This window comes from Nonomuraea sp. NPDC059007, from assembly GCF_042740555.1.
Taxonomy (GTDB): Bacteria; Actinomycetota; Actinomycetes; order Streptosporangiales; family Streptosporangiaceae; genus Nonomuraea.
In genome coordinates this window covers 74772-94849 of record NZ_JBHYJD010000033.1, presented here as the reverse complement: position 1 = coordinate 94849, position 20078 = coordinate 74772, and the positions used below count along the sequence as shown (strand labels likewise).

The 20078-nt window shown below is 73.3% G+C and carries 16 protein-coding genes; 5 read left to right on the top strand and 11 right to left on the bottom strand.

The annotated features are described in order from the left end of the window. The first annotated feature begins 3 nt into the window (after nt 1-3). A complete protein-coding gene (locus ACFWY5_RS39650) occupies nt 4-762 on the top strand; it encodes an ABC transporter ATP-binding protein (protein ID WP_379637879.1) in 759 nt (252 codons plus the stop codon). Here the strand turns inward: ACFWY5_RS39650 and ACFWY5_RS39645 are convergent. Genes ACFWY5_RS39645 through ACFWY5_RS39635 form a run of 3 tightly spaced genes read right to left on the bottom strand, consistent with a single transcriptional unit; the run spans nt 723 to nt 3336 of the window. Then, nucleotides 723-1388 carry a response regulator gene (locus tag ACFWY5_RS39645; RefSeq protein ID WP_379626656.1) on the bottom strand — a complete coding sequence of 222 codons (666 nt, stop codon included), beginning with the start codon at nt 1386-1388 and terminating at the stop codon, nt 723-725. The genes ACFWY5_RS39650 and ACFWY5_RS39645 overlap by 40 nt on opposite strands. Continuing rightward, a complete protein-coding gene (locus ACFWY5_RS39640) occupies nt 1385-2452 on the bottom strand; it encodes a sensor histidine kinase (protein ID WP_379637878.1) in 1068 nt (355 codons plus the stop codon). The genes ACFWY5_RS39645 and ACFWY5_RS39640 overlap by 4 nt, the downstream gene beginning before the upstream one ends. A 29-nt stretch (nt 2453-2481) precedes the next feature. Then, the gene (locus tag ACFWY5_RS39635; protein ID WP_379626652.1) at nt 2482-3336 is read right to left on the bottom strand and encodes an AraC family transcriptional regulator; all 855 of its coding nucleotides are present in this window, start codon (nt 3334-3336) and stop codon (nt 2482-2484) included. 84 nt (nt 3337-3420) lie between these two features. Here ACFWY5_RS39635 and ACFWY5_RS39630 point away from each other — a divergent pair, with 84 nt between their 5' ends. The 4 genes from ACFWY5_RS39630 (at nt 3421) to ACFWY5_RS39615 (ending at nt 8053) form a co-directional block, all read left to right on the top strand. After that, nucleotides 3421-4221, top strand: a complete 801-nt coding sequence (locus ACFWY5_RS39630) for an NAD(P)H-binding protein (protein ID WP_379637877.1) — start codon at nt 3421-3423, stop codon at nt 4219-4221. 107 nt (nt 4222-4328) lie between these two features. Next, nucleotides 4329-5207 carry a GNAT family N-acetyltransferase gene (locus ACFWY5_RS39625; protein WP_379637876.1) on the top strand — a complete coding sequence of 293 codons (879 nt, stop codon included), beginning with the start codon at nt 4329-4331 and terminating at the stop codon, nt 5205-5207. Further along, nucleotides 5204-6316: an o-succinylbenzoate synthase gene (gene menC / locus ACFWY5_RS39620; RefSeq protein WP_379637875.1), complete on the top strand. Its 1113-nt coding sequence runs from the start codon at nt 5204-5206 to the stop codon at nt 6314-6316. The genes ACFWY5_RS39625 and menC overlap by 4 nt, the downstream gene beginning before the upstream one ends. 87 nt (nt 6317-6403) lie before the next feature. Further along, nucleotides 6404-8053: a helix-turn-helix domain-containing protein gene (locus ACFWY5_RS39615; protein WP_379637874.1), complete on the top strand. Its 1650-nt coding sequence runs from the start codon at nt 6404-6406 to the stop codon at nt 8051-8053. Here the strand turns inward: ACFWY5_RS39615 and ACFWY5_RS39610 are convergent. The 8 genes from ACFWY5_RS39610 to ACFWY5_RS39575 all read right to left on the bottom strand — a co-directional run bounded on the left by ACFWY5_RS39610 (nt 8031) and on the right by ACFWY5_RS39575 (nt 19919). Further along, nucleotides 8031-10085 (bottom strand): prolyl oligopeptidase family serine peptidase, encoded by a 2055-nt coding sequence (locus ACFWY5_RS39610; protein WP_379637873.1) that lies wholly within the window; start codon nt 10083-10085, stop codon nt 8031-8033. The two genes, ACFWY5_RS39615 and ACFWY5_RS39610, sit on opposite strands and share 23 nt — an antisense overlap. Beyond that, on the bottom strand, nt 10082-11215 hold the full coding sequence (locus ACFWY5_RS39605) for an erythromycin esterase family protein (RefSeq protein WP_379637872.1): 1134 nt from the start codon (nt 11213-11215) through the stop codon (nt 10082-10084). The genes ACFWY5_RS39610 and ACFWY5_RS39605 overlap by 4 nt, the downstream gene beginning before the upstream one ends. Continuing rightward, entirely contained in the window at nt 11212-13080 is a 1869-nt protein-coding gene (locus ACFWY5_RS39600; protein WP_379637871.1) for an ABC transporter substrate-binding protein, read from the bottom strand. Before ACFWY5_RS39600 ends, ACFWY5_RS39605 begins: the two co-directional genes overlap by 4 nt. A gap of 52 nt (nt 13081-13132) precedes the next feature. Next, nucleotides 13133-13996 (bottom strand): ABC transporter permease, encoded by an 864-nt coding sequence (locus ACFWY5_RS39595; RefSeq protein WP_379626636.1) that lies wholly within the window; start codon nt 13994-13996, stop codon nt 13133-13135. Next, nucleotides 13993-14943: an ABC transporter permease gene (locus ACFWY5_RS39590; RefSeq protein WP_379637870.1), complete on the bottom strand. Its 951-nt coding sequence runs from the start codon at nt 14941-14943 to the stop codon at nt 13993-13995. Before ACFWY5_RS39590 ends, ACFWY5_RS39595 begins: the two co-directional genes overlap by 4 nt. Continuing rightward, on the bottom strand, nt 14940-17039 hold the full coding sequence (locus ACFWY5_RS39585; protein WP_379637869.1) for a dipeptide ABC transporter ATP-binding protein: 2100 nt from the start codon (nt 17037-17039) through the stop codon (nt 14940-14942). The genes ACFWY5_RS39590 and ACFWY5_RS39585 overlap by 4 nt, the downstream gene beginning before the upstream one ends. A gap of 121 nt (nt 17040-17160) precedes the next feature. Then, the gene (locus tag ACFWY5_RS39580) at nt 17161-18549 is read right to left on the bottom strand and encodes a serine hydrolase domain-containing protein (protein WP_379637868.1); all 1389 of its coding nucleotides are present in this window, start codon (nt 18547-18549) and stop codon (nt 17161-17163) included. A gap of 218 nt (nt 18550-18767) precedes the next feature. Beyond that, the gene (locus ACFWY5_RS39575; protein WP_379637867.1) at nt 18768-19919 is read right to left on the bottom strand and encodes an ROK family transcriptional regulator; all 1152 of its coding nucleotides are present in this window, start codon (nt 19917-19919) and stop codon (nt 18768-18770) included. Nucleotides 19920-20078: the final 159 nt, after the last annotated feature.

Below are 20078 nucleotides of genomic sequence, written 5' to 3'. Positions count from 1 at the left end.
GAGATGAACATCACGCGTGAGCCCGCGGTCGTTCTCGACGGGCTCGGGAAGATCTACGGCTCGGGGGCCTCGGCCGTCACCGCGCTCCACAACATCAGTTACGGCTTCGCCCGGGGGTCGTTCACCGCGGTCATGGGCCAGTCGGGGTCGGGCAAGACGACGCTGCTGCAGTGCGCGGCGGGGCTCGTCCACCCCACGTCGGGCAGCGTGCGCGTGGGCGGCGCCGACCTCACCGGGCTGAAGGAGCGCGAGCTCGCCTCCATGCGGCGCGAGCGGGTCGGCTTCGTCTTCCAGTCGTTCAACCTGCTCCCGGCGCTGACCGCGCTGGAGAACATCGAGCTGCCGCTGCGCCTGGCGGGGCGGCGGCCCGACCCGGACTGGGTGCGGGAGCTGGTGGGCAGGACCGGCATCGCCGAGCACGTACGCAGGCGCCCGCACAAGCTGTCCGGCGGCCAGCAGCAGCGGGTGGCCATCTGCCGCGCGCTGGCCGCCGGGCCCGAGGTCGTCTTCGCCGACGAGCCGACGGGCAACCTCGACACCGCCTCGGGGCAGGAGATCCTGGCCATGCTCCGGCAGGTCGTCGACGCGCTGGGCCAGACGGTCGTCCTGGTCACCCACGACCCGGCCGCCGCCGCGCACGCCGACCGGGTGCTGTTCCTCAGCGACGGACGGCTGGTGGACGTCCTGACGGAGCCGACGCCCGAGCGGGTCGCGGCGGGAGTTCAGCGGTCCTCTCCCGGCCGCACCAGCCCGGCCTCGTAGGCGGCGATCACCGCCTGCGCGCGGTCGCGGACGCCGAGCTTGGCGAACAGCTCGCTCACCCGGTTCTTCACCGTCGACAGCGACAGGTTCGTCTCCTGCGCGATCTGCCCGTTGGACAGGCCGTGCGCGATGAGTTCGAGTACCCGCCGCTCGCGCTCGGTCAGCGCGGACAGCTCGGACGGCACCTCGGGCGCGCGGCGGCGGGCGGGGCGGACGAAGCTGCCGATCAGCCCGATCAGCAGCCGGGGCGCGACCGCCGCCTCGCCCCTGTGCACGATCCTGATGCCCTCGATCAGCTCCTCCGGCGAGGCGTCCTTGGGCAGGAAGCCCGACGCGCCCGCGCGCAGCGCGGCCACCACGTGTTCCTCCAGGTCGAAGGTGCTCAGCGCGAGCACCTTCGTCCCGGGGAGTTCGGCGACGATGCGCTCGGTGGCCGCGACGCCGTCCATGCCGGGCATGTGCAGGTCCATCAGGACCACGTCCGGGCGCAGTTCGTGGCTGCGCCGTACGGCCTCCAGGCCGTCGCCCGCCTCGCCGATCGTCACCAGGCCGGCGCCGGTCTCCAGCAGCAGGCGCAGTCCCGCGCGGACCAGGACCTGGTCGTCGACGACCAGCACTCTGATCATGTCCGCTCCGGGAGGGGGATGCGGGCGCGCACGAGGAAGCCTCCGGCCGGTGCGGGGCCCGCCTTGAGCTCGCCCCCGACCAGCGAGACGCGCTCGGCCATGCCCGCCAGGCCGAGTCCCAGGCCGGAACCGCCGGACGCCCTGCCGTCGTCGCTCACCTCGACCTCGATCCGGCCGGGCAGGTACGCCAGCCGTACGCGGGAGGCGGCGCCGGCGGCGTGCTTGCGGGTGTTGGTCAGCGCCTCCTGGACGACGCGGTAGACCGCGTGGTCCACGGGCGCGGGCAGCGTGACCACCTCGCCGGTGACCTCCAGGGCGGCGTTGCCCGACTCCCCGACCAGCGCGGGCAGACCGGCGGCGCCGACGCCCGCGAGGCCCTCGGCCTTCTCGCCGTCGGTGCGCAGCACCTCCAGCAGATGGCGCATCTCCGTCATCGCCTGCCTGGCGGTGTCCTCGCCGGTGAGCAGGGCCTGCTTGGCGCGTTCGCCGTCGGTGGGGATCAGCCGCCTGGCCGCGCCCATGTACAGGCTCACCACGCTGACGTGGTGGGCGATGACGTCGTGCAGTTCGCGGGCGATGCGGCGGCGTTCCTCGCGCACGGCGCGCTCGGCGGCCTGCTCCCTGCCGCGGCGGGCCATCTCCGCGCGCAGTCCGACGACGTGCCCGGCCGTGACCGGGAGCATCGGGAACAGCGTCATCGTCACGCCGGTCGGCGGGTGGCCCACCAGCGCGTCCGCGCTGAGCGTTCCTGAGACGGCCGCCGCGCCGAGCGCCACGGTGGCCGCGGCGCGGGCGGGCGCGTGGCGGCCCGCCAGGAACAGAGCGATGATCATGGCGCTGCCCGGGGTGTCGTAGCCGGGCGGCATGGTCCCCAGCAGGTAGAGCACGCCCACGAGCGCGACCACGGGAACCGGGTGCCGCCTGCCCAGCCCGACCAGCCCGGCGCAGGCCAGCGTGATCAGCAGGCTCTTGACGGTGCCCACCCCGCGCAGCTCGGCCGCCAGGACCACCGCCACGAGGACGAGATCACCGAGCCACGGCCGGCTCCGCACCCAGTCGATCACCGCCCCAATCTACGCGAATCGCACGCCCGTTAGCCGGTGGCGGCGGTGCGGTAGGCGGTGGGGCTCTTGCCGAGGACCCGTTTGAAGGCCGTGCTGAAGCCGAACGCGTCGGCGTAGCCCACCTTGCGGGCCACCGAGGCGACGGTCGCGGCGGGTTCGGTGAGCATGTCGGCGGCCAGCGCCATCCGCCAGCTCGTCAGGTACGCCAGCGGCGGCTCCCCCACCAGCTCCGTGAACCGTTTCGCCAGCGTGGTACGGGAGACCGACGCCGCCTCCGCCAGGGAGGCGAGGGTCCAGGGCTCGGCGGGCGAGCCGTGGATGGCGCGCAGCGCGGGTCCGACCACGTCGTCGCCGAGCGCCGCGTACCAGCCGGGCACGACCGCCTCCGGCCGGGCGAACCACTCGCGCAGCGTGCACACCAGCAGCCAGTCGAGCAGCCGGTCCAGCACGAGCTGGTGGCCGGGGCGCCCGCTCAGGAGCTGAAACTCCAGGTACTCGGCCATGGTGGAGCAGCCGTGCTCGTCGGAGACCACCAGCATCGGCGGCAGCACCCGGACCAGGCGGCGCGCGACCTCGCCGCCGATCTCGTAGGAGCCGGTCAGGAGCACGGTCCGGTCGCCGGGCCCCGCGTCGCCGGCCGGGCCGGGCTCCGGGCTGTCGGCGAACACGAACGGCTCGGGGCCGGTCACGACGGCCGCCTCACCGGCGCGTACCCGATGGGCCTGCTCGCCCCTGACCAGCCAGCCCTCGCCGCGCAGCGGGCAGCAGAGCGTCAGCGGCGCGCCCGTGCCGATCCGCACCGAGTAGGGCGGCGACAGCACCGACGCGTCGAAGACGGCTCCCTGGCCGCGCACACCTCTGAGCAGATCATCCAGCGGGTCCACCGTGCCACGATATCCGGACGATCGGACAACTCCCCCGTACGCTCACCCATGTCCCGGCCAGGCCGTCACCGGTTGGCTGGACCCATGAGTGAGATTCTGATTCTGGGCGCGAGCGGCAAGACCGGCCGCCGGTTGGTGCGGCGGTTGCGGGCGGCGGGCGAGAAGGTACGGCCGGCCTCCCGCTCCAGCCAGGTCCGGTTCGACTGGTCCGACCCCGGCACGTGGGACGAGACGCTGCGCGGGGCCCACGCCGTCTACCTGGTGGCCCCCGACAGCCCCGGCCCGGTCCACGAGTTCGTGGCGCGGGCGGCGGACGTCAGGAAGTACGTGGTGCTGTCGGGGCGTGGCGCCGACAAGCTCGACGCGGCCTTCTCCCGGAGCATGCTGGACGCCGAGCAGGCGGCGCGGGACTCCGGCGCGGAGTGGACGGTGCTGCGTGCCAACAACTTCAACCAGAACTTCGACGAGTTCGTGTGGCGCGACGGGGTGACGTCCGGGCTGCTCACGCTGCCTCTCGGGCGCACGCCGGAGCCGTTCGTCGACGTCGAGGACATCGCCGAGGTGGCCGCCGCCGTGCTGACCGGCGACGGGCACTCCGGGCGTACCTATGAGCTGTCGGGGCCGCGCGGGCTGACCTTCGAGGAGGCGGTCGAGATCATCGCGCGGGCCTCGGGGCGCTCCATCCGGTACGAGGAGGTGACGCCGGAGGCGTACCGGGCGCAGCTCGTGACGGAGGGCTGGGGCGAGGAGGACGCCGACGGGGTCCTGGCCATGTTCGCCTACATGCGCGCCGGCCACGTGGCCGAGCCCGTCGACGGGGTCCGGCAGGTGCTCGGCCGCGAGGCGGCCTCGTTCGAGGACTACGCGCGGCGCGTCTGGTCCTAGCCTGCGGGCGATGACATCGGCCGGTTGTCCGCCCGGACGAACCGGGCCCCGGCCTGATGTCCGCGCCGACCATCTACGGGACACGATCGGTTGCGACCATGGCCGTCGTGACCGATCTCATCAGCGACCGTCGCGAGTCCCCGGCCGCCACGGCCGCCCGCGCCGCGGCCGAGGCGGCCGCGCGCGGCGCGGGCGTCGACATCCGCCCCCTGGACAGCGTCGGCGAGCTCGAGGCCGTCCGCCGCCTGTACGAGCGCATCTGGCGCACCGGCGAGAACAACCCTCCGGTGACGGCCGACCTGCTGCGCGCGATGTGGAAGGCGGGCAGCTACGTGAGCGGCGCCTTCGACCGGGGCGAGATGGTCGGCGCCTGCTTCGGCTTCTTCTCCCCGCCCGCCCGCGCGACCCTGCACAGTCACATCGCCGGGGTCCTGGCCCGCACGCAGGGACGCAACGTCGGTTTCGCGCTGAAGCTGCACCAGCGCGCCTGGGCGATGCCGCGCGGGGTCGGCGAGGTCGCCTGGACCTACGACCCGCTGATCCGGCGCAACGCCTACTTCAACATCACCAAGCTGGCCGCCGATCCGGCCGAGTACCTGCCGAACTTCTACGGCCCGATGGACGACGACATCAACCGCAGCGACGACACCGACCGTGTCCTGGTCCGGTGGCGGCTGGAGTCGCCCGAGGTCGAGGCGGCCTGCGCCGGCCGGCCCCGTCCCGCCGAGGTGACGGCCGCGCACATGGGCGTCGCGCTGGGCGTCGCCCCCTCCGGCGGGCCGCTGACCGGCCGCGCCGACGCCCCCACCGTACTCGTCGGCGTCCCCGCCGACATCGAGGCCATGCGCGAGAACGATCCGGCCCGCGCCGCCGAGTGGCGCAAGGCGCTGCGTGAGGTCCTGGGCGGGCTGCTCGCCGAGGGCGCGCGGGTACGCGGGTTCGACCGCGCCGGCTGGTACATCGTCGACAGGCAGGAGAAGCCATGAAGCTCACCGGGATCGAGATCCGCACCATCCAGGTGCCGCTCGTGTCACCGTTCAGGACGTCGTTCGGCACGGAGACCGTACGCGAGGCGCTGGTGCTGCGCGCCGTCACCGACGAGGCCGAGGGGTGGGGCGAGTGCGGCGCGGGCACGGCGCCCCTGTACTCGTCGGAGTACACGCACGCCGCCGCCGACGTGCTGACCCGCCACCTGGTCCCGGCGCTGGCCGGGGTGGCGGAGCTGGAGGCGCACCGGGTCGCCCCGGCGCTGGCCGCGTTCAAGGGCCACCGGATGGCCAAGGCCGCGCTGGAGACGGCGATCCTGGACGCCGAGCTGCGCGCCCGCGGCGTCTCGTTCGGCCAGGCGCTCGGCGCCGTGCGTACCTCTGTGCCGTGCGGGGTGTCCGTGGGGATCACCGGGTCGATCCCCGAACTGCTGGACACGGTCGCCGCCTATCTGGAGGCGGGCTACCTGCGGATCAAGCTCAAGATCGAGCCCGGCTGGGACGTCGAGCCGGTCCGTGCCGTGCGCGAGCGGTTCGGCGACATCCTGCTGCAGGTCGACGCCAACACCGCCTACCGGCGCGGCGACGCCGGGCACCTGGCCGGGCTCGACCCGTTCGGCCTGCTGCTGATCGAGCAGCCGCTGGACGAGGACGACCTCATCGGGCACGCGGAGCTGGCCAAGCGGATCACCACGCCGATCTGCCTGGACGAGTCGATCGTTTCGGCGCGGGCCGCCGCCGACGCGATCGCGCTCGGGGCCTGCCAGATCGTGAACATCAAGCCGGGCCGCGTGGGCGGCTACCTGGAGGCCCGGCGGATCCACGACGTGTGCGCGGCCAGTGACGTGCCCGTGTGGTGCGGCGGCATGCTGGAGACCGGGCTGGGCCGCGCCGCCAACGTCGCGCTGGCCGCGCTGCCCGGGTTCGTGCTGCCGGGCGACACCTCGGCCTCGGATCGTTACTACCGCACCGACATCACGCCGCCGTTCCGCCTGGTGGACGGGCACCTCGAGGTGCCGTCGGGGCCGGGACTCGGCGTCAGCCCGATCCCCGACGTGCTGGACGCGGTCACGGTCGGCACGAGCTGGGTGCCCGCGAGCACCCCCTGACGGTTGTCCCGCCGGACGAACGGGATGGCATCATTTCGTCATGGCGACCCAACGACCCCGCACCCGCGCTGAGCTAGCTTCAAGCGTGTGCTCGACCCCGTGACCGGCCTCCCGCGAGCCGGCCTCGCCCGCGTGCTGGAGGAGCTCGGCTCCACGCTGCTCGACGTCGTCTGCGGAGACGTCGAGTCCGCCCGCGACGTCGGCGGCGTGGTCATCCACGACCCGCTCGACGAGCCGGAGCTGCCGGGCAACGCGCTCGTGCTGGGCGTCGGCCTGCACGATCCCGCCGAGATCGCGCGGGTCGTCACCCAGGTGGGCCAGCGGGGCGCCGCCGGGCTCGTGGTGCGCGCACCCGTCGTACCGGATGAGGAGCTTGTCGCCGCGGCGCGCGCGTCGGGGGTCGCGGTCCTGGCGTTCGCGCGCGGCGCGTCGTGGACGCACCTGACCGGGATGCTGCGGACGCTGACCGCGGAGGGCGGCCTCGACGACGCCGGCGCGTCCGCGCCCGGCCGGGCCCGGTCGGGTGATCTCTTCGCGGTCGCCAACGCCATCGCCGCGCTGCTCGACGCGCCCGTCACCATCGAGGACCGCAACTCGCGCCTGCTGGCCTTCTCCAGCCGGCAGGAGGAGGCCGACCCGTCGCGGGTGCGGACGATCCTGGGCCGGCAGGTCCCCCGTCACTACACCCAGATCCTCGAGGAGCGCGGGGTGTTCCAGGCGCTCTACCGCAGCGGCAGGCCCGTCTTCGTGGCGCCGCTGCCCGAGAGCGGCGAGCTGCCGCGGGCGGCCATCGCGGTGCGGGCCGGGGACGAGATCCTCGGCACGATCTGGGTGGTCGTGCCGGAGGCGCTGAACGAGGAGCGCAGCGAGGCGCTCTTCGAGGCGTCCAAGCTGGTCGCGATGCACATGGTGTGGCAGCGCGCGGACGAGGACAGGGAACGGCGGCTGCGGGCGGAGCTGCTGAGCACCGCGCTGGAGAGCGCGCCGGGGTCGCTGGAGGCGGTGCGCCGCCTCGGGCTGAAGGACGAGCCCGCGGTCGTCCTCGCGCTCACGGTCGTCGCCCCGGCCGCCGCCCAGCCGCTGCCCGCGCAGCTGGCCACCGAGCGCAAGCGGCTGGCCGACGCGTTCTCCATGCACCTGTCGGCCGTGCACCCGCGCGCCGCCGCGGCGCTGATCGGCGACGTCGCGTACGGCATCCTGCCGCTGCCGCAGAGCGGCCAGGACGCCGAGGAACGCGCCGCCCTGATCGCCACGGAGTTCCTGGCCCGGGTCGGCTCCCGCCTGCGTCCGCTGGTCGGGGTGGGGCAGCTCGCCCTGGACGCGTCGGCGCTGGCCCGATCCCGCTCCGGGGCCGAACGCGCGCTGCGCGTCCTGCGCGCCGGGGTCGTGGCCGGTCCGCAGGTGGCCCGGCTGGACGACGTCCACGTGGAGGCGCTGCTGCTGGAGCTGGCCGACCTGGTTCCGCGCGGCGACCTGCCGAGCGGCACGATCGCGCGCGTGGCCGCCTATGACAAGGAGCACCAGACCAGCCTGGTCGAGACGCTGCACGCCTGGCTGGACGCCTTCGGCGACGTCGCGGTGGCCTCGTCGGCCATGTACGTGCACCCCAACACGTTCCGCTACCGGCTGCGGCGCGCGGCCGAGGTGGGCCGCATCGACCTCACCGATCCGGGCGCGCGGCTGTCGGCCATGCTGCAGCTGCGCCTGATGTCGATCAGGTCGGCCCCGGACGGCTGAGCGGGCCGCGCAGGCCGAGCGTGCCGATCAGGAACGCCAGCCACTCCGCGTCCTGCGCGAGCGCGACGTCGTGCGCGGTCGCGGCGCCGTGGCCCGCGTCGTCGAAGACGTGCAGCAGGATCGGCGCGTCCCCCCGCTGGGCGGCCTGCATCCGGGCGGCGAACTTGCGCGCGTGCCAGGGCCGGCACCGCGGGTCGTTGGCCCCCGCCTGGATGTAGACCGCCGGAAAGTCACCGGGACCGGCCAGCTGGTACGGCGACAGCCGCAGGAGCCGGCGCACCTCCTCCGGATCGTCCGGGTCCGCCCAGGCCTTGCGGATGACGAAGTCGAGGTAGGGGTCGCGGGTGCCGCCGATGAGATCCAGCAGAGGCGCTCTCGGCAGGACGGCCCGCCACAGGTCCGGCCGTGTGGTGACGGCGACCCCGCACATGAGGCCGCCGTCGGACCCGCCGGTCAGCGCGAGCCGTCCGGGGTCCGTGACGCCCTCGGCGATGAGGTGCTCGGCGACCGCGACGAGGTCGGCGTCGCGCACGTGCTTGTTCTCCCGGTGCGCGGCCAGGTACCAGTCCCGGCCGAACTCGCCGCCGCCGCGCAGGTGGGCCTGGACCAGGACGCCGCCGGCGGCGACGAAGGCGGCCAGGTCGGGCTGGTACTGGGGCAGGAGGGGCACGTTCGCGGCGCCGTACGCGGAGATCAGGACCGGCGCGGGACGTGCGGGGTCGCTCCCGGCCGGGCGCACGACGTGGTACGGCACCGCCACCCCGTCGGCGGCGACGGCGTGCCCCGTCTCCAGCGAGGCGTCCAGGGTGAGCGCGGGGGCCGACAGCGTCTCCAGCCCCGCCCGGCCGGGATGGTGCCGGTAGACGCCCCAGGAGCTGGTCGGCGTGGAGAAGGCGAAGACGAAGCCGGTCGCGGGCGGGCCGGCGGCCAGGGCGGTCATCGCGAAGAAAGGGGCGGCGAGCGCGCCGCGCCCGGGTAGCGGGACCTCGCCGGTGACCGTGCCCGTGTGGTCGATGACGCGGACCCTGGCGAAGGTCTGGTCGAACTCGCTGAGGTACAGCCGCCCGCCGACCGGCTGGAGGGAGCGCAGGACGGTCTCGCCCTCGGGGACGAGCTCGGTCCAGCCCGCCGGGTCGTCGGGGTCGGCCGCGTCCAGGGGGATGGAGACCACACGCCCGCGGGCGGCGCCGACGTCGGTCACCGCGATGTAGTGGTCGCCGACGACGTGGCCGGCGATGGTTCCGGAGCACGCGGTGACGAAGGGGCGCCACGTGGCGCCGGGCCGGGACAGGTCGCGGACCGCGACCGGGATCGGGCTGCCCACGCGATGGCTGGCGACGGCCCACCGGCTGCCCGGCGCCGTCTGGACGAGCGTGTACTCCCGGGAGCCCGCGCCGACCGGGATGGGTTCGAGTGTGGTCCTGCCGTGGCGGTGGAGGAACACCGCCTGCCGGAAGTCCTGGGGCGAGCCGGTGAGGGCGAAGAAGTAGAAGCCGCTGCCGTCGGGCAGCCACGAGACGCCGCCGGCCCACGCGCTGTGCAGGACCTGTTCGGGCGCGCCGTCGAGCAGCCGTCCCGTGTCCACCTCGACGAGGCGGATGGTGTTGTGCTCGCTGCCGTCGGTGCAGACGCCGAGGGCCAGGACGCGGCCGTCGGGTGCGGGCGCCAGCCAGGACAGAACGGCCGGGCCGCCCGTGTCGCCGAGCCCGGCCAGGTCGATCAGCGCGCGCCCGGGGCCGAGCGGCTCGCCGGAGACGACCACCGAGGAGCCCTCCGCGCGAAACCACCGCCCGGCCGCGTACTTGGGCAGGGCCGGGCGGGACCCGGCGTCGTGGGCCAGGACCAGTGCCCGGACGTCGCCGGGGTCCTGGCCGGCGTAGGCGACGGCGGTGGCGAGCTCGGCCTGGCGCCGCTGCCAGAGCCGCACCTCGGGGGTCTCCTCCTCCAGCCAGCGGTACGGGTCGGGCGCGCGGACACCGGCGACGTCCTCGAAGACCTCGACGGTGCGCGCGGGCGGGTAGGGCAGGGTCATGTCGCCTCCAGTTCGGCGCGCAGCCGCTCGAACGCGCCGGGGATCCGGGTGACCCGGCGCAGGTGGATGAGTGCGTCGAAGGCGGCGGGGAAGTCGTCGACGAGGTCGAGGCCGCCGCCGGCGAGCGTGCCGTCGACGCCGTCGAAGAACGTCGTGGGCACGCGGCGCAGGTCGACGGCGGTGACCGCCCGCCCGGCGCGGTCCAGCCGCGCCTCGACGGAGTTCGGCGGCGCGACCCGGGCCTCCAGGAAGACGTCGCAGTCGAACGGCCGCGGCGAGCGCTGCGCGAACCGGACCTCCGGGCCGGAGCCGTAGGTCATCCCGACGACGACCAGCCCGTCTCCGAGCGCGGCGTCGAGCAGGCCGCCCATCGTCGGCCGGTTCAGGAACGGCGTGCGCCGCACGTGCGCGTTGTGGGCGCTCACCACCACGCGCCCCTCCCGCTCCAGGATCCAGCGCACGGTCTCGGCCATGAACACCTCGCGCGGGTACGGCCCGGCCGCGGGCGGATCCAGCTCGGCGGCGAAGGCGTGGAGCGAGGCGGCGCACCGGCGGGCGACCTCGTCGCCGTCCGCGGCGGCACGCTCCTCCAGTTCGCGCAGGCCGCCGAGCAGCCGGGCCCGATCGGCCGCCGGCATGGCCGCGTAGCCGAGCGCCGCCTCGGTGCGTCCGCCCAGGTCGCTCAGGTGAACGAGCTCCCGGTCGCCGGGGCGGCCCGGGATCCGGCCGAGGATCGCGCGGACCGCGGGGCCGGGTGAGGTGGAGGAGCCGGGCAGGTCCATCCCGTAGAAGCTCACCCGGGCCGCTCCGGCGGCGTTGCGGGCGCGCATCCAGCGCAGTTGCCCGCGCATCGGCTCGCACTCGCCGAACCGGTAGGTGATGCCGTCGCGGGCGACGTCCTCGGCCCGGCCGGGGCCGCCGTGGACCCAGGCGTCGACGGTCAGGCCCTCGGCGTAGCCGGACTCCATCACGAAGGCGGAGAAGCCGAGCTCCTCGGCGAGGGTGCGGAACAGCCGGTCCTTGAGCTCGTAGAACTCGGTGATGTTGTGCGCCCCCTCGCCGAGGGCGACCACCCGCGCGTCGCCGACCAGCTCGCGCATCGACGCGGCGTCACCGGGGTCGATCATCATGGGCGGGTGCCGGCCGCGTCGTGGAAGTACCACAGCTCCGGGGTGTAGAGGAAGCTGATCAGGGCGTTGAACGACGACTGCGGGCCGGACAGCGTGTTCTTCCACACGACGAGCGTGTGCGGGGTCGGCAGGAAGAGCACGGGCAGGTCCTCGGCCAGGCTGCTCACCTCGGCCGACAGCGACTTCTCGTCCGAGCCGAACGTGGAGGCGTTGATCAGCTTGTCGACGGCGGCGTTCTGGTAGCTGCCCAGGTTGAAGCTGCCCTCCGTGTTGAGCACCGTGTTGCTGCTCGGGTAGCCCGCGGCCAGGTAGAGCGGTCCGTAGTCCTGCATCGCCCATTCGTTCTTGGTGGCGGGGGCGTAGGTGTTGCCGTAGTTGGCGTACATGTAGTTGAGCGACTTGGTCACGATCTTGACGTCGATGCCGAGCTTCTTGGCCGCCGAGGCGAAGGCGACGTCGCGGGCGCCGACGAAGGCCGGGGCGTTGGCGGAGGCCAGGGTGAAGCTGATCGTCTGTCCCCGGGGGATGCCGGCGCCGCACTGGCCGGGGCCGGTGCCGGGGCGTTCGCAGGTGGTGGCCCCGTTCGGCGTCACCTTCCAGCCGTTGCCGGTGAGCAGCTTCTCCGCGGCTGCGGGGTCGTAGGGGTAAGGCGGCCGGTCGCCGAACGCGGGCGGGTAGGGCGAGCCGTGGCCGGCCGTGCTGTAGTTCGGGGAACCGGCGCCGTTGTAGACGCCCCTGCTGGTGATGTAGCCCTGCTGGTCGATCAGGTGCTGGAGGGCCTGGCGGGCGTACCTCTGCTTGATGATCTTGTCGAAGTTGTTGACGGTGTTCTTGAAGTTGATGACCAGCGAGTCGAGGCGGGCGGGCGCGGGGGCGCCGTAGACGTTGTACCCCTTGGTCTTCAGGGCGGCGATCTGGGTGACGAAGCTGGAGTCGAGCGTACCGACGGTCAGGTTGCCGGCCTTGAACTGGTTGAGCACCGCGGCGGCGGAGGTGAAGGCCTTGAAGTCGACCTGGTCGAGCCGCGACTCGCCGGGACCGCTGTAGGCCGCGTTCGGCGTCAGCGAGAACGAGCCGGTCGTCGGGTCGAAGCTCTTGAGCAGGTACGGCCCGTTGACCACCTTCCAGAGCGGGTTGCTCGCGAAGGTGGACTGCGACTCCGACTCCTTCGTCAGGTACTTGTAGATCGCCTTCGCGTGTTTCGGCTGCTTGAAGTCCAGGTGCGGGCCGCCGGTGCGGGCGATGTTCCACTCCGCCGACGGCATCACGTACAGCAGCGTGAGCATCGACAGGAGGTACGACGGGTTGTACGCGGTCTCCAGCCTGAGCGTGAGCGTGTCCGGCTTGGCCGCCTCCGCCGTGACTCCGTCGGGGAACTGGCCGGGGGTGTAGAAGCTCCAGTTGGCCGGGCTCTCCGCGAGCGCGGCCTTGAGCAGCGCCATGGAGAAGACGACGTCGTCGGCCGTGACCGGGGCGCCGTTGGACCACTTGTAGTCCTTCATCTTGATGGTCACGGTCTTGCGGTCCGGGCTGTAGGCGGGCGGCTCGGCCAGGCTCAGCTCGGCGTCGGCGATCTGGTCGCCCTCCCCGCTGGGCCGGTAGAGGGAGCGCCACAACAGTCCGCGGGCGACGACGGTCCCGTTGGCGGCGGCCGGCGGGTAGGGGTAGATGTAGTTGGGGCTGAGTCCCGGGGTCAGCGCGACCGTGGCGGTCCCGCCGTCCTTGGGGGTGCCCGTCTGCTTCGGCTGGGCGCTGTAGCCGCCGGCGACGTCCTTCGTCGCGCCCCCGCCGCCGGTGCACGCCGTGGCGAGCACCGCGGCCACGGCGAGTGCCACGGACAGCCGCTTACCGGACACATGGGTCATGGATGGCTCCCTGCTGGTGAAGTGGGTCGAAGATCGCGGCGGACGGGCGGGCTCAGCCGGCCCGCCGCCCGACGGCGTCGCGGAGCGTGTCGGCGAGCAGGTTGAGCGCCAGCACCGTGACGATGATGCAGCCGCCGACCGGGTAGATCAGCCACCAGTAGTCGGCGGAGATGTAGGTGACTCCGCTGGCCAGCTGGCTGCCCCAGTCCGCGGTGGGATAGGTCAGGCCGAAGCCCAGGAATCCCAGGGCGGCGACGACGAGCACGGCGTCGGCGACCTGGAAGGTGATGTTGACGATGATCACGCCGAGCGCGTTCGGGATCAGGTGGGTGAAGATGATCCGCCGGCGCGAGGCCCCCATCACCCGCGCGGCCAGCACGAACTCCCGCACCCGCAGGGTCAGCACCTCGCCGCGCACGAGCCGGGCGGACACGAGCCAGGAGAACGCGCCGATGACGAGGCTCAGCGACAGGGCGTCGGCGTGGAAGCGGGCCGACAGGATCAGGACGAAGAACAGGAAGGGGATCGACAGCATGACGTCGACCAGCCGCATCATGAACCCGTCGACCACTCCCCCGGCGAGCCCGGCCACGGCGCCGTAGACGGTGCCGATGGTGGTGGCGAAGAGCGCGGCGAGCAGCCCGATCTGCAGCGACACCTGCCCGCCCGCCATCAGCCTGCCGAGCACGTCGAACCCGTTGGTGTCGGTGCCGAGCGGATGTCCGGGGCCGGGGGGCAGGGCCGCGTTGATCAGGTCCACGTCGGTCTGGTTCGTCGGGTAGACCAGCGGCCCGAGGAAGCAGAACGCGGCGATGAGCACCAGGAGCAGCCCGCCGGTGAGGCCGAGCGGGTGCCGGCGCAGCCCGCGCAGCGCCGGGATCCGCCGCGCCGGGGCGCTCACGTCCAGTGTGGTCATTTTCTCAGCTCGATTCGCCGGTCGGCGGCCGCGACCACGATGTCGGCGATGAAGTTGCCGGCCACGGTCAGCACGCCGCCGATGAGGGTGTAGGCCAGCAGCACCGGATAGTCCTCGCGCTGCAGGCTGTTGAGGAACAGCAGGCCCAGGCCGGGATAGTTGAACAACGACTCGACGATCAGGTTGCCCGCCAGGAGGGTGGGGACGAGCGTGCCGACCAGCATGACCAGCGGCAGGCAGGCGTTGCGCAGCAGGTGGCGCACCAGGATCAGCCGTTCCGGCAGCCCCTTGGCCCGCGCGACCCTGATGTAGTCCTGGCCGAGCTGGTCGAGGGCGGAGGAGCGCTGGTACTGGGCGAAGACCGCGACGCTGGTGACGGCGAGCGTGATGACGGGCAGCGCCATGGCCTGCGGATCGGTGAAGACGACCCAGGGCGAGTGCGACTGGGACGCCTCTGCCGGGAAGATCGGCAGCGCCTGGCTGAAGACGGCGATCAGGACCAGCCCGAGCAGGAACGACGGCGTCGCGTACAGCACGTACGACACGGTCGTGGCGACCCGGTCGGCGACGCTGTTGCGCTTGACCGCCTGAAAGACGCCGAGCGGGACCGCGATCGCCAGGGCCAGCACCAGCCCGGTCAGCGAGAGCATGGCGCTGCGCCCGGCGTTCTGCCCCAGCAGCGTCGCCACGTTCTCGTTCAGCTTGTAGGACCGGCCGAGGTCGCCGTGCAGGAGCTGGTTGAGGTAGCCGACGTACTGCACCACCACGGGCCGGTCGAACCCGTGCTGCCGGTTGAAGTCCGCCACCGCCTCCAGCGAGGCGCGCTGGCCCAGGACCACGCGCCCCGGGCTGTCGGACACCAGGTGCAGCAGGAAGAAGGTGACGGCGGAGATGCCGAGCAGGACGAACAGGGAGATCGCCAGGCGTCGGACCACGTACCAGGTCATGCGGGCGAGTCCTCTCCGCGCAGGGGGTGGTGGCAGGCCACCCGGTGGGTACCGGTGACCGGGCTCAGCACGGGTTCCGTCGCGGCGCACAGCTCGGTCGCCAGCGCGCACCGGGTGCGGAAGCGGCAGCCGCTGGGCGGGTCGACGGGGCTCGGGAGTTCGCCGTGCACCCGCGCGCGGTTCTCCCGGCCCCGCGTGCGCGGGTCGGCCTCGGGGACCGCCGCGAGGAGCCCGGCGGTGTAGGGGTGGGCGGCGGCGCCGTACACCTCCTCGGTGGTGCCGGTCTCGACCAGCTTGCCGAGGTACATGACGCCGACCCGGTCGGCCAGGTAGCGCACGACGGCGAGGTCGTGGGAGATCACCACGCTGCTGAGCCCGCGCTCGATCTGGACGCGGCGCATCAGGTTGAGCACCTGGGAGCGGATGGAGACGTCGAGCGCGCTGACCGGCTCGTCGGCCACCAGCACCTTCGGGTCCAGCGCCAGCGCGCGGGCCAGGCCGACGCGCTGGCGCTGGCCGCCGGACAGCTCATAGGGGTAGCGCTCCATGACGTTCGCCGGCAGGCCCACGTCCCGCAGCAGCTCACGCACGCGGGCGGTGCGCTGGGCGCCGCTGCCGACGCCCTGGATCGCCAGCGGTTCGCGCAGGATCGTGCCGATGCGCATGCGCGGGTCGAGGGAGGCGTTGGAGTCCTGGAACATCATCTGCAGCTGGGTACGGCGCGGCCCGAGCGCCCGCGCGCTCATCCGGGTCACCGGCTCCCCGTCGAAGATCACCTCGCCGGAGGTGGGCCGGTCCAGGGCCACGAGCATCCTGCCCAGGGAGGACTTGCCGCAGCCCGACTCGCCGACCAGCCCGAACGTCTCACCTGCCGCCACGTCGAAGCTCACGCCGGAAACCGCCTTCACGGTACGGCGCCCGCCGAACGGGCCCCCACCGCCCGCCGGATACTCCCGCCGCAGATCGACGACGCGCAACCTGGGAGCCTCGCCGATCGGAGCCTGAGCGATCGAGGGCGGGGTGGTTGGGGGCGGGGTGGTTGGGGGCGGGGTGTCGAACCGGGGGCGGGGGCTGATCGTCCGGTTCTCGGCCGGGTGCCAGCAGGCGTGGGCGTGGCCGTCCGCCTCCGGGGTCAGGACCGGGGTCTCCTCCCGGCACCGGCCGGTCGCGGCGTCGCACCGGGGCGCGAAGGGGCAGCCCGGCCGGGCCGCGGTCAGGTCCGGGGGCGCGCCCGGAATGCTGTGGAGCTCCTCGCCGCGGTCGTGGGTGAGCGACGGGATCGAGGACAGCAGCGCGTGCGTGTAGCGGTGGCGCGTCCTGGTGAAGAGCGCGGAGGTCGGGCCGGTCTCGGCGACGCGCCCGCCGTACATCACCCCGACACGGTCGGCATGCCGGGCGATCACCCCCATGTCATGCGTGATGAGGATCATCGACATGCCCAGCCGGGACTTGAGGTCGTCCAGGAGGTCGAGGATCTCCGCCTGGATCGTGACGTCGAGCGCGGTGGTCGGCTCGTCGGCGATGACGACCCGGGGCTGGCAGACCAGCGCCATCGCGATCATCACGCGTTGCCGCATGCCGCCGGAGAGCTGGTGGGGATGGTCGTCCAGCCGTTCCGCCGGGCGCGGCAGCCCGACCAGGGCGAGCATCTCCTCGGCCCGGCCGCGCGCCGCGCGCTTGGACAGGCCGTGGTGCAGGCGCACCGGTTCGGCGACCTGCTCGCCGATGCGCCGGGTCGGGTTCAGCGCCGTCATCGAGTCCTGGAACACCATCGCGACGTCGTTGCCGCGGATGGCCCGGTAGCGCGCGGCGGGCAGGCCGACGAGCTCCTCGCCGTCCAGGTCGATCGACCCTCCGCTCACCCGGCCGCCGGCCGGCAGCATGCCCATGACCGCGAGGCCGGTCATGGACTTGCCGGACCCGGTCTCGCCGACGATGCCCAGGGTCTCGCCGCGGTTCAGCTCCAGGCTGACGCCCGAGACGGGGCGTACGACCCGCTCGCCGCGCCGGATCTGCACCGACAGGTCGGCGATCGTCAGCACACGATCGCCGGCGGCGGGGCCGCGCGTCTTCCGGGAACCATCGGCCGTGCTCACGGCAGTGCTCTCCAAATCCACCCTGCGATAGTGGGACGCGAAGCCCCTCGCGGTGTTTGTCGCGGTCATCGAATGTTCATGGCCGAAATGGTCCGCTCCGACGAACTGATCGTCGTGAGGGTCAGCGCGGCACGCGGCGGTCGGCCCGGCCGGTGTGCAGGTACGCCGCGTGGCCCTGGCCGTCGTCGCCGAGGAAGGCGAGCGGGGCGCGTACACCGTGCTCCGGTTCGACCGGGATGAGCGTGTCGCCGCGCCAGGTCACCAGCTCCGTGCGGTAGGGCAGCTCGTCCAGCTCGGCGGTGACGCCGATGGGCAGGCGCTCCAGCCACAGCCGGCCCTGCTCGTCCTGGCTCACCGTGGTCTCGCTGGTGCTGGAGGCGTAGGTGCCGGTGTAGCGGGCGGCGTCCGGCGCGGGCGCGAGCGCGGGGTCGGGCATCGGCGTCGCGGCCGGCTCGATACCGCCGAGCTCGCGCAGCACGCGCCGCTCGATCTGGCGGAACACCCGCTTCGGCGAGCCGCCGTTGGTGACGAGCGCCAGCGCCACGTCCTTCCCCGGCACCACGCGCAGGAACGCCGACTGGCCGACGGTGTTGCCGTCGTGGCCGAAGACCGTGTCGCCGGACAGGTCGAACAGCTCCCAGCCCAGGCCCCAGGCGGCACCCTGGCCGATGTCGGGCTGCGTGATCTGGGGCGCACGCATCGCCGCGACGCTCTCCGGGCTCAGCACCCGGGCGCCGTCCGGGCCGACGCCGCCGTTGAGGTGCATGCGGGCGAAGGTCAGCAGGTCGCGGGCGCGCATCGCCAGCATCGACCCGGCGGGCGCGTTGGAGCGTGCCAGCGCCCAGACGGGGGCCGGCTCGGGGGCGGCGCCCGGCGCCGGTTCGATGTGGCCCACCGCGGCGCGGTGGAGGATGGCCTCGTACGGATCGTTGGCCGCGTGGGTCAGGCCCAGGGGCGTGAACAGGTGAGCCCGCATGCAGGCGTCGAACGGGGCGCCGCGCACGACCTCGATGATCCGGCCCAGCACGCAGAAGCCGGCGTTGTTGTAGGAGAACATCTCGCCGGGGGCGAACAGCTGGGGCACCTCGCGCAGGACGTCCACGTACTTCTCGACACAGTCGTCGCCCTTGCCGGTGTCGGTGAAGATGTCGCCCTCGAAGCCGGCGGTGTGGGACAGCAGTTGCCGGACGGTGATGCGCGCGGCGGCCCGTTCGTCGGCGATCCGGAACCCGGGCACGTATTGGCGTACGGGGGCGCCGAGGTCCAGCTCGCCCTCGTCGGCCAGTTGCATGGCCAGCGTCGCGGTCAGCACCTTGGTGATCGAGCCGATCTGGAAGATGGAGTCGGCCGTGGCCTCGACGCCGGTGGCGGTGTTCAGCACTCCGGCCGCGACGTCGACGGTCCGCCCGCCGTGACCGATCGCCACCACGGCTCCGGGTACCTGGCTCTCCGCGAGCAGTTCCGGCAGCCGGTCGCGCAGCCACGTGCCGATCTCATCCAGTTTCGTCATCGGTGTACCTCCCGCGTTCACTCCGCAGGAGCCTAGGATCGGCGTGACCAGCGGTGTTCGTCTGCTCCGACCATCGAAGGCGGGCCGATTCGTGGAGCCGGCCAAGCCCGCTCGGTCAATGGCCAAGTCCGCTCAGTCAGCGGCCAAGCCTGCTCGATCAACGGCCAGGCCCGCTCGATCAACGGCCAGGCCTGCTGGTCAGCGGCCTGGCCTGTTGGTCAGCGGCCGAAGAGGTCGTCGCGGACGGTGGCCAGGGCGAGGTCCATGGCTCCGGCGAGCACGGGGTTGCCGGCCAGCTCCGATGCGCGCACCGCGGGCCGGGTGGGAAGCAGGACGTGGAGTTCACGCTCCACGAGGTCGCGCAGCCGTTCGCCACCGGCTTCCATGACGCCCCCGGCCAGCACGATCAGTCCGGGGTCGACCACCGAGGCGATGGCGGCGAGACCGACGGCCAGCCGCCCGGCCACGAGCCGCAGGCCCGCCGCCGCCTCCTGGGCCGCACGGCCGGGCTCTTCCGCCATGGCCACGGCCGCGCGCACGGACTGCCGGTAGTCCGGGCGGTCGATCCCGTAGGTGGCGAGCAGGTCGCGGATCGCGCCGCCGCCGCCGACCGACTGGAATCCGTGGCTGCCGTGCCGCCCGCCGTCGCGGGCGGTCACCGTCCCCGAGATCGGCATGTGGCAGATCTCTCCGGCGGCGCCGAAGAAGCCCCGGTGCAGGCGGCCGCCGATCACCAGCGCCGCGCCCAGGCCGTCGTCGGCCCACAGCAGGACGAAGTCGGGGCAGCCGGCGGCGGCGCCCCTCTCCTGTTCGGCCAGCGCGACGAGGTTGACGTCGTTCTCCACGCTGACCTCGGCGCCGAGCGCCGCGCTGAGCGTGGGCACGAGGCCGGGCAGGTGCCAGCCGGGCATGTCCGCCTCCGCGACGTGGCCGAGGCGGCCGGTGGCCGGGTCGACGGCGGCCCGCACGCCGATGACCACCCTGCTCAGCGGTCCCGGCGGGGCCGCGCCGTCCAGTGCCGCGCGCAGCCGCTCGACCGCCGGGCCGCCGTCCGGGTCCGGAGTGGGCAGCACGAACTCGCCCACGGCGGCGCCGGTGATGTCGGCCACCCGGACCTCGATGGCGCCGGGGGTGACGCCCATGGCCGCCACGTGGGCGGCCGCCGGGTTGATCCGGTACGTCTCCGCGTTACGCCCGGCCAGGCCGGAGCGCATCCCGTCGCTGACGACCAGGCCCGCGGCCTGAAGGCGGGCCAGGAGCTGGAAGGCGGTCGGCTTGGACAGGCCGGTGAAGTCGCCGAGTTCGGGACGCGTCAGCGGGCCGCGCTCCAGCAGGACCCTGAGCGCGATGCGCTCGTTGATGGCCCGCATCAAGCTTGGAGTCCCGGGTTGTGAGGGGTTCACGGCTTCAGAGCGTATCCGAGTGGCCGCTCAAATTTCTTTAGTTAATAAATTTTCCTAACTCCCAGCTCGGGGCCATCTTGACTGCCGGCAACCCCCTGGAGGGAAACCCGCTGTTCAGATATGTGA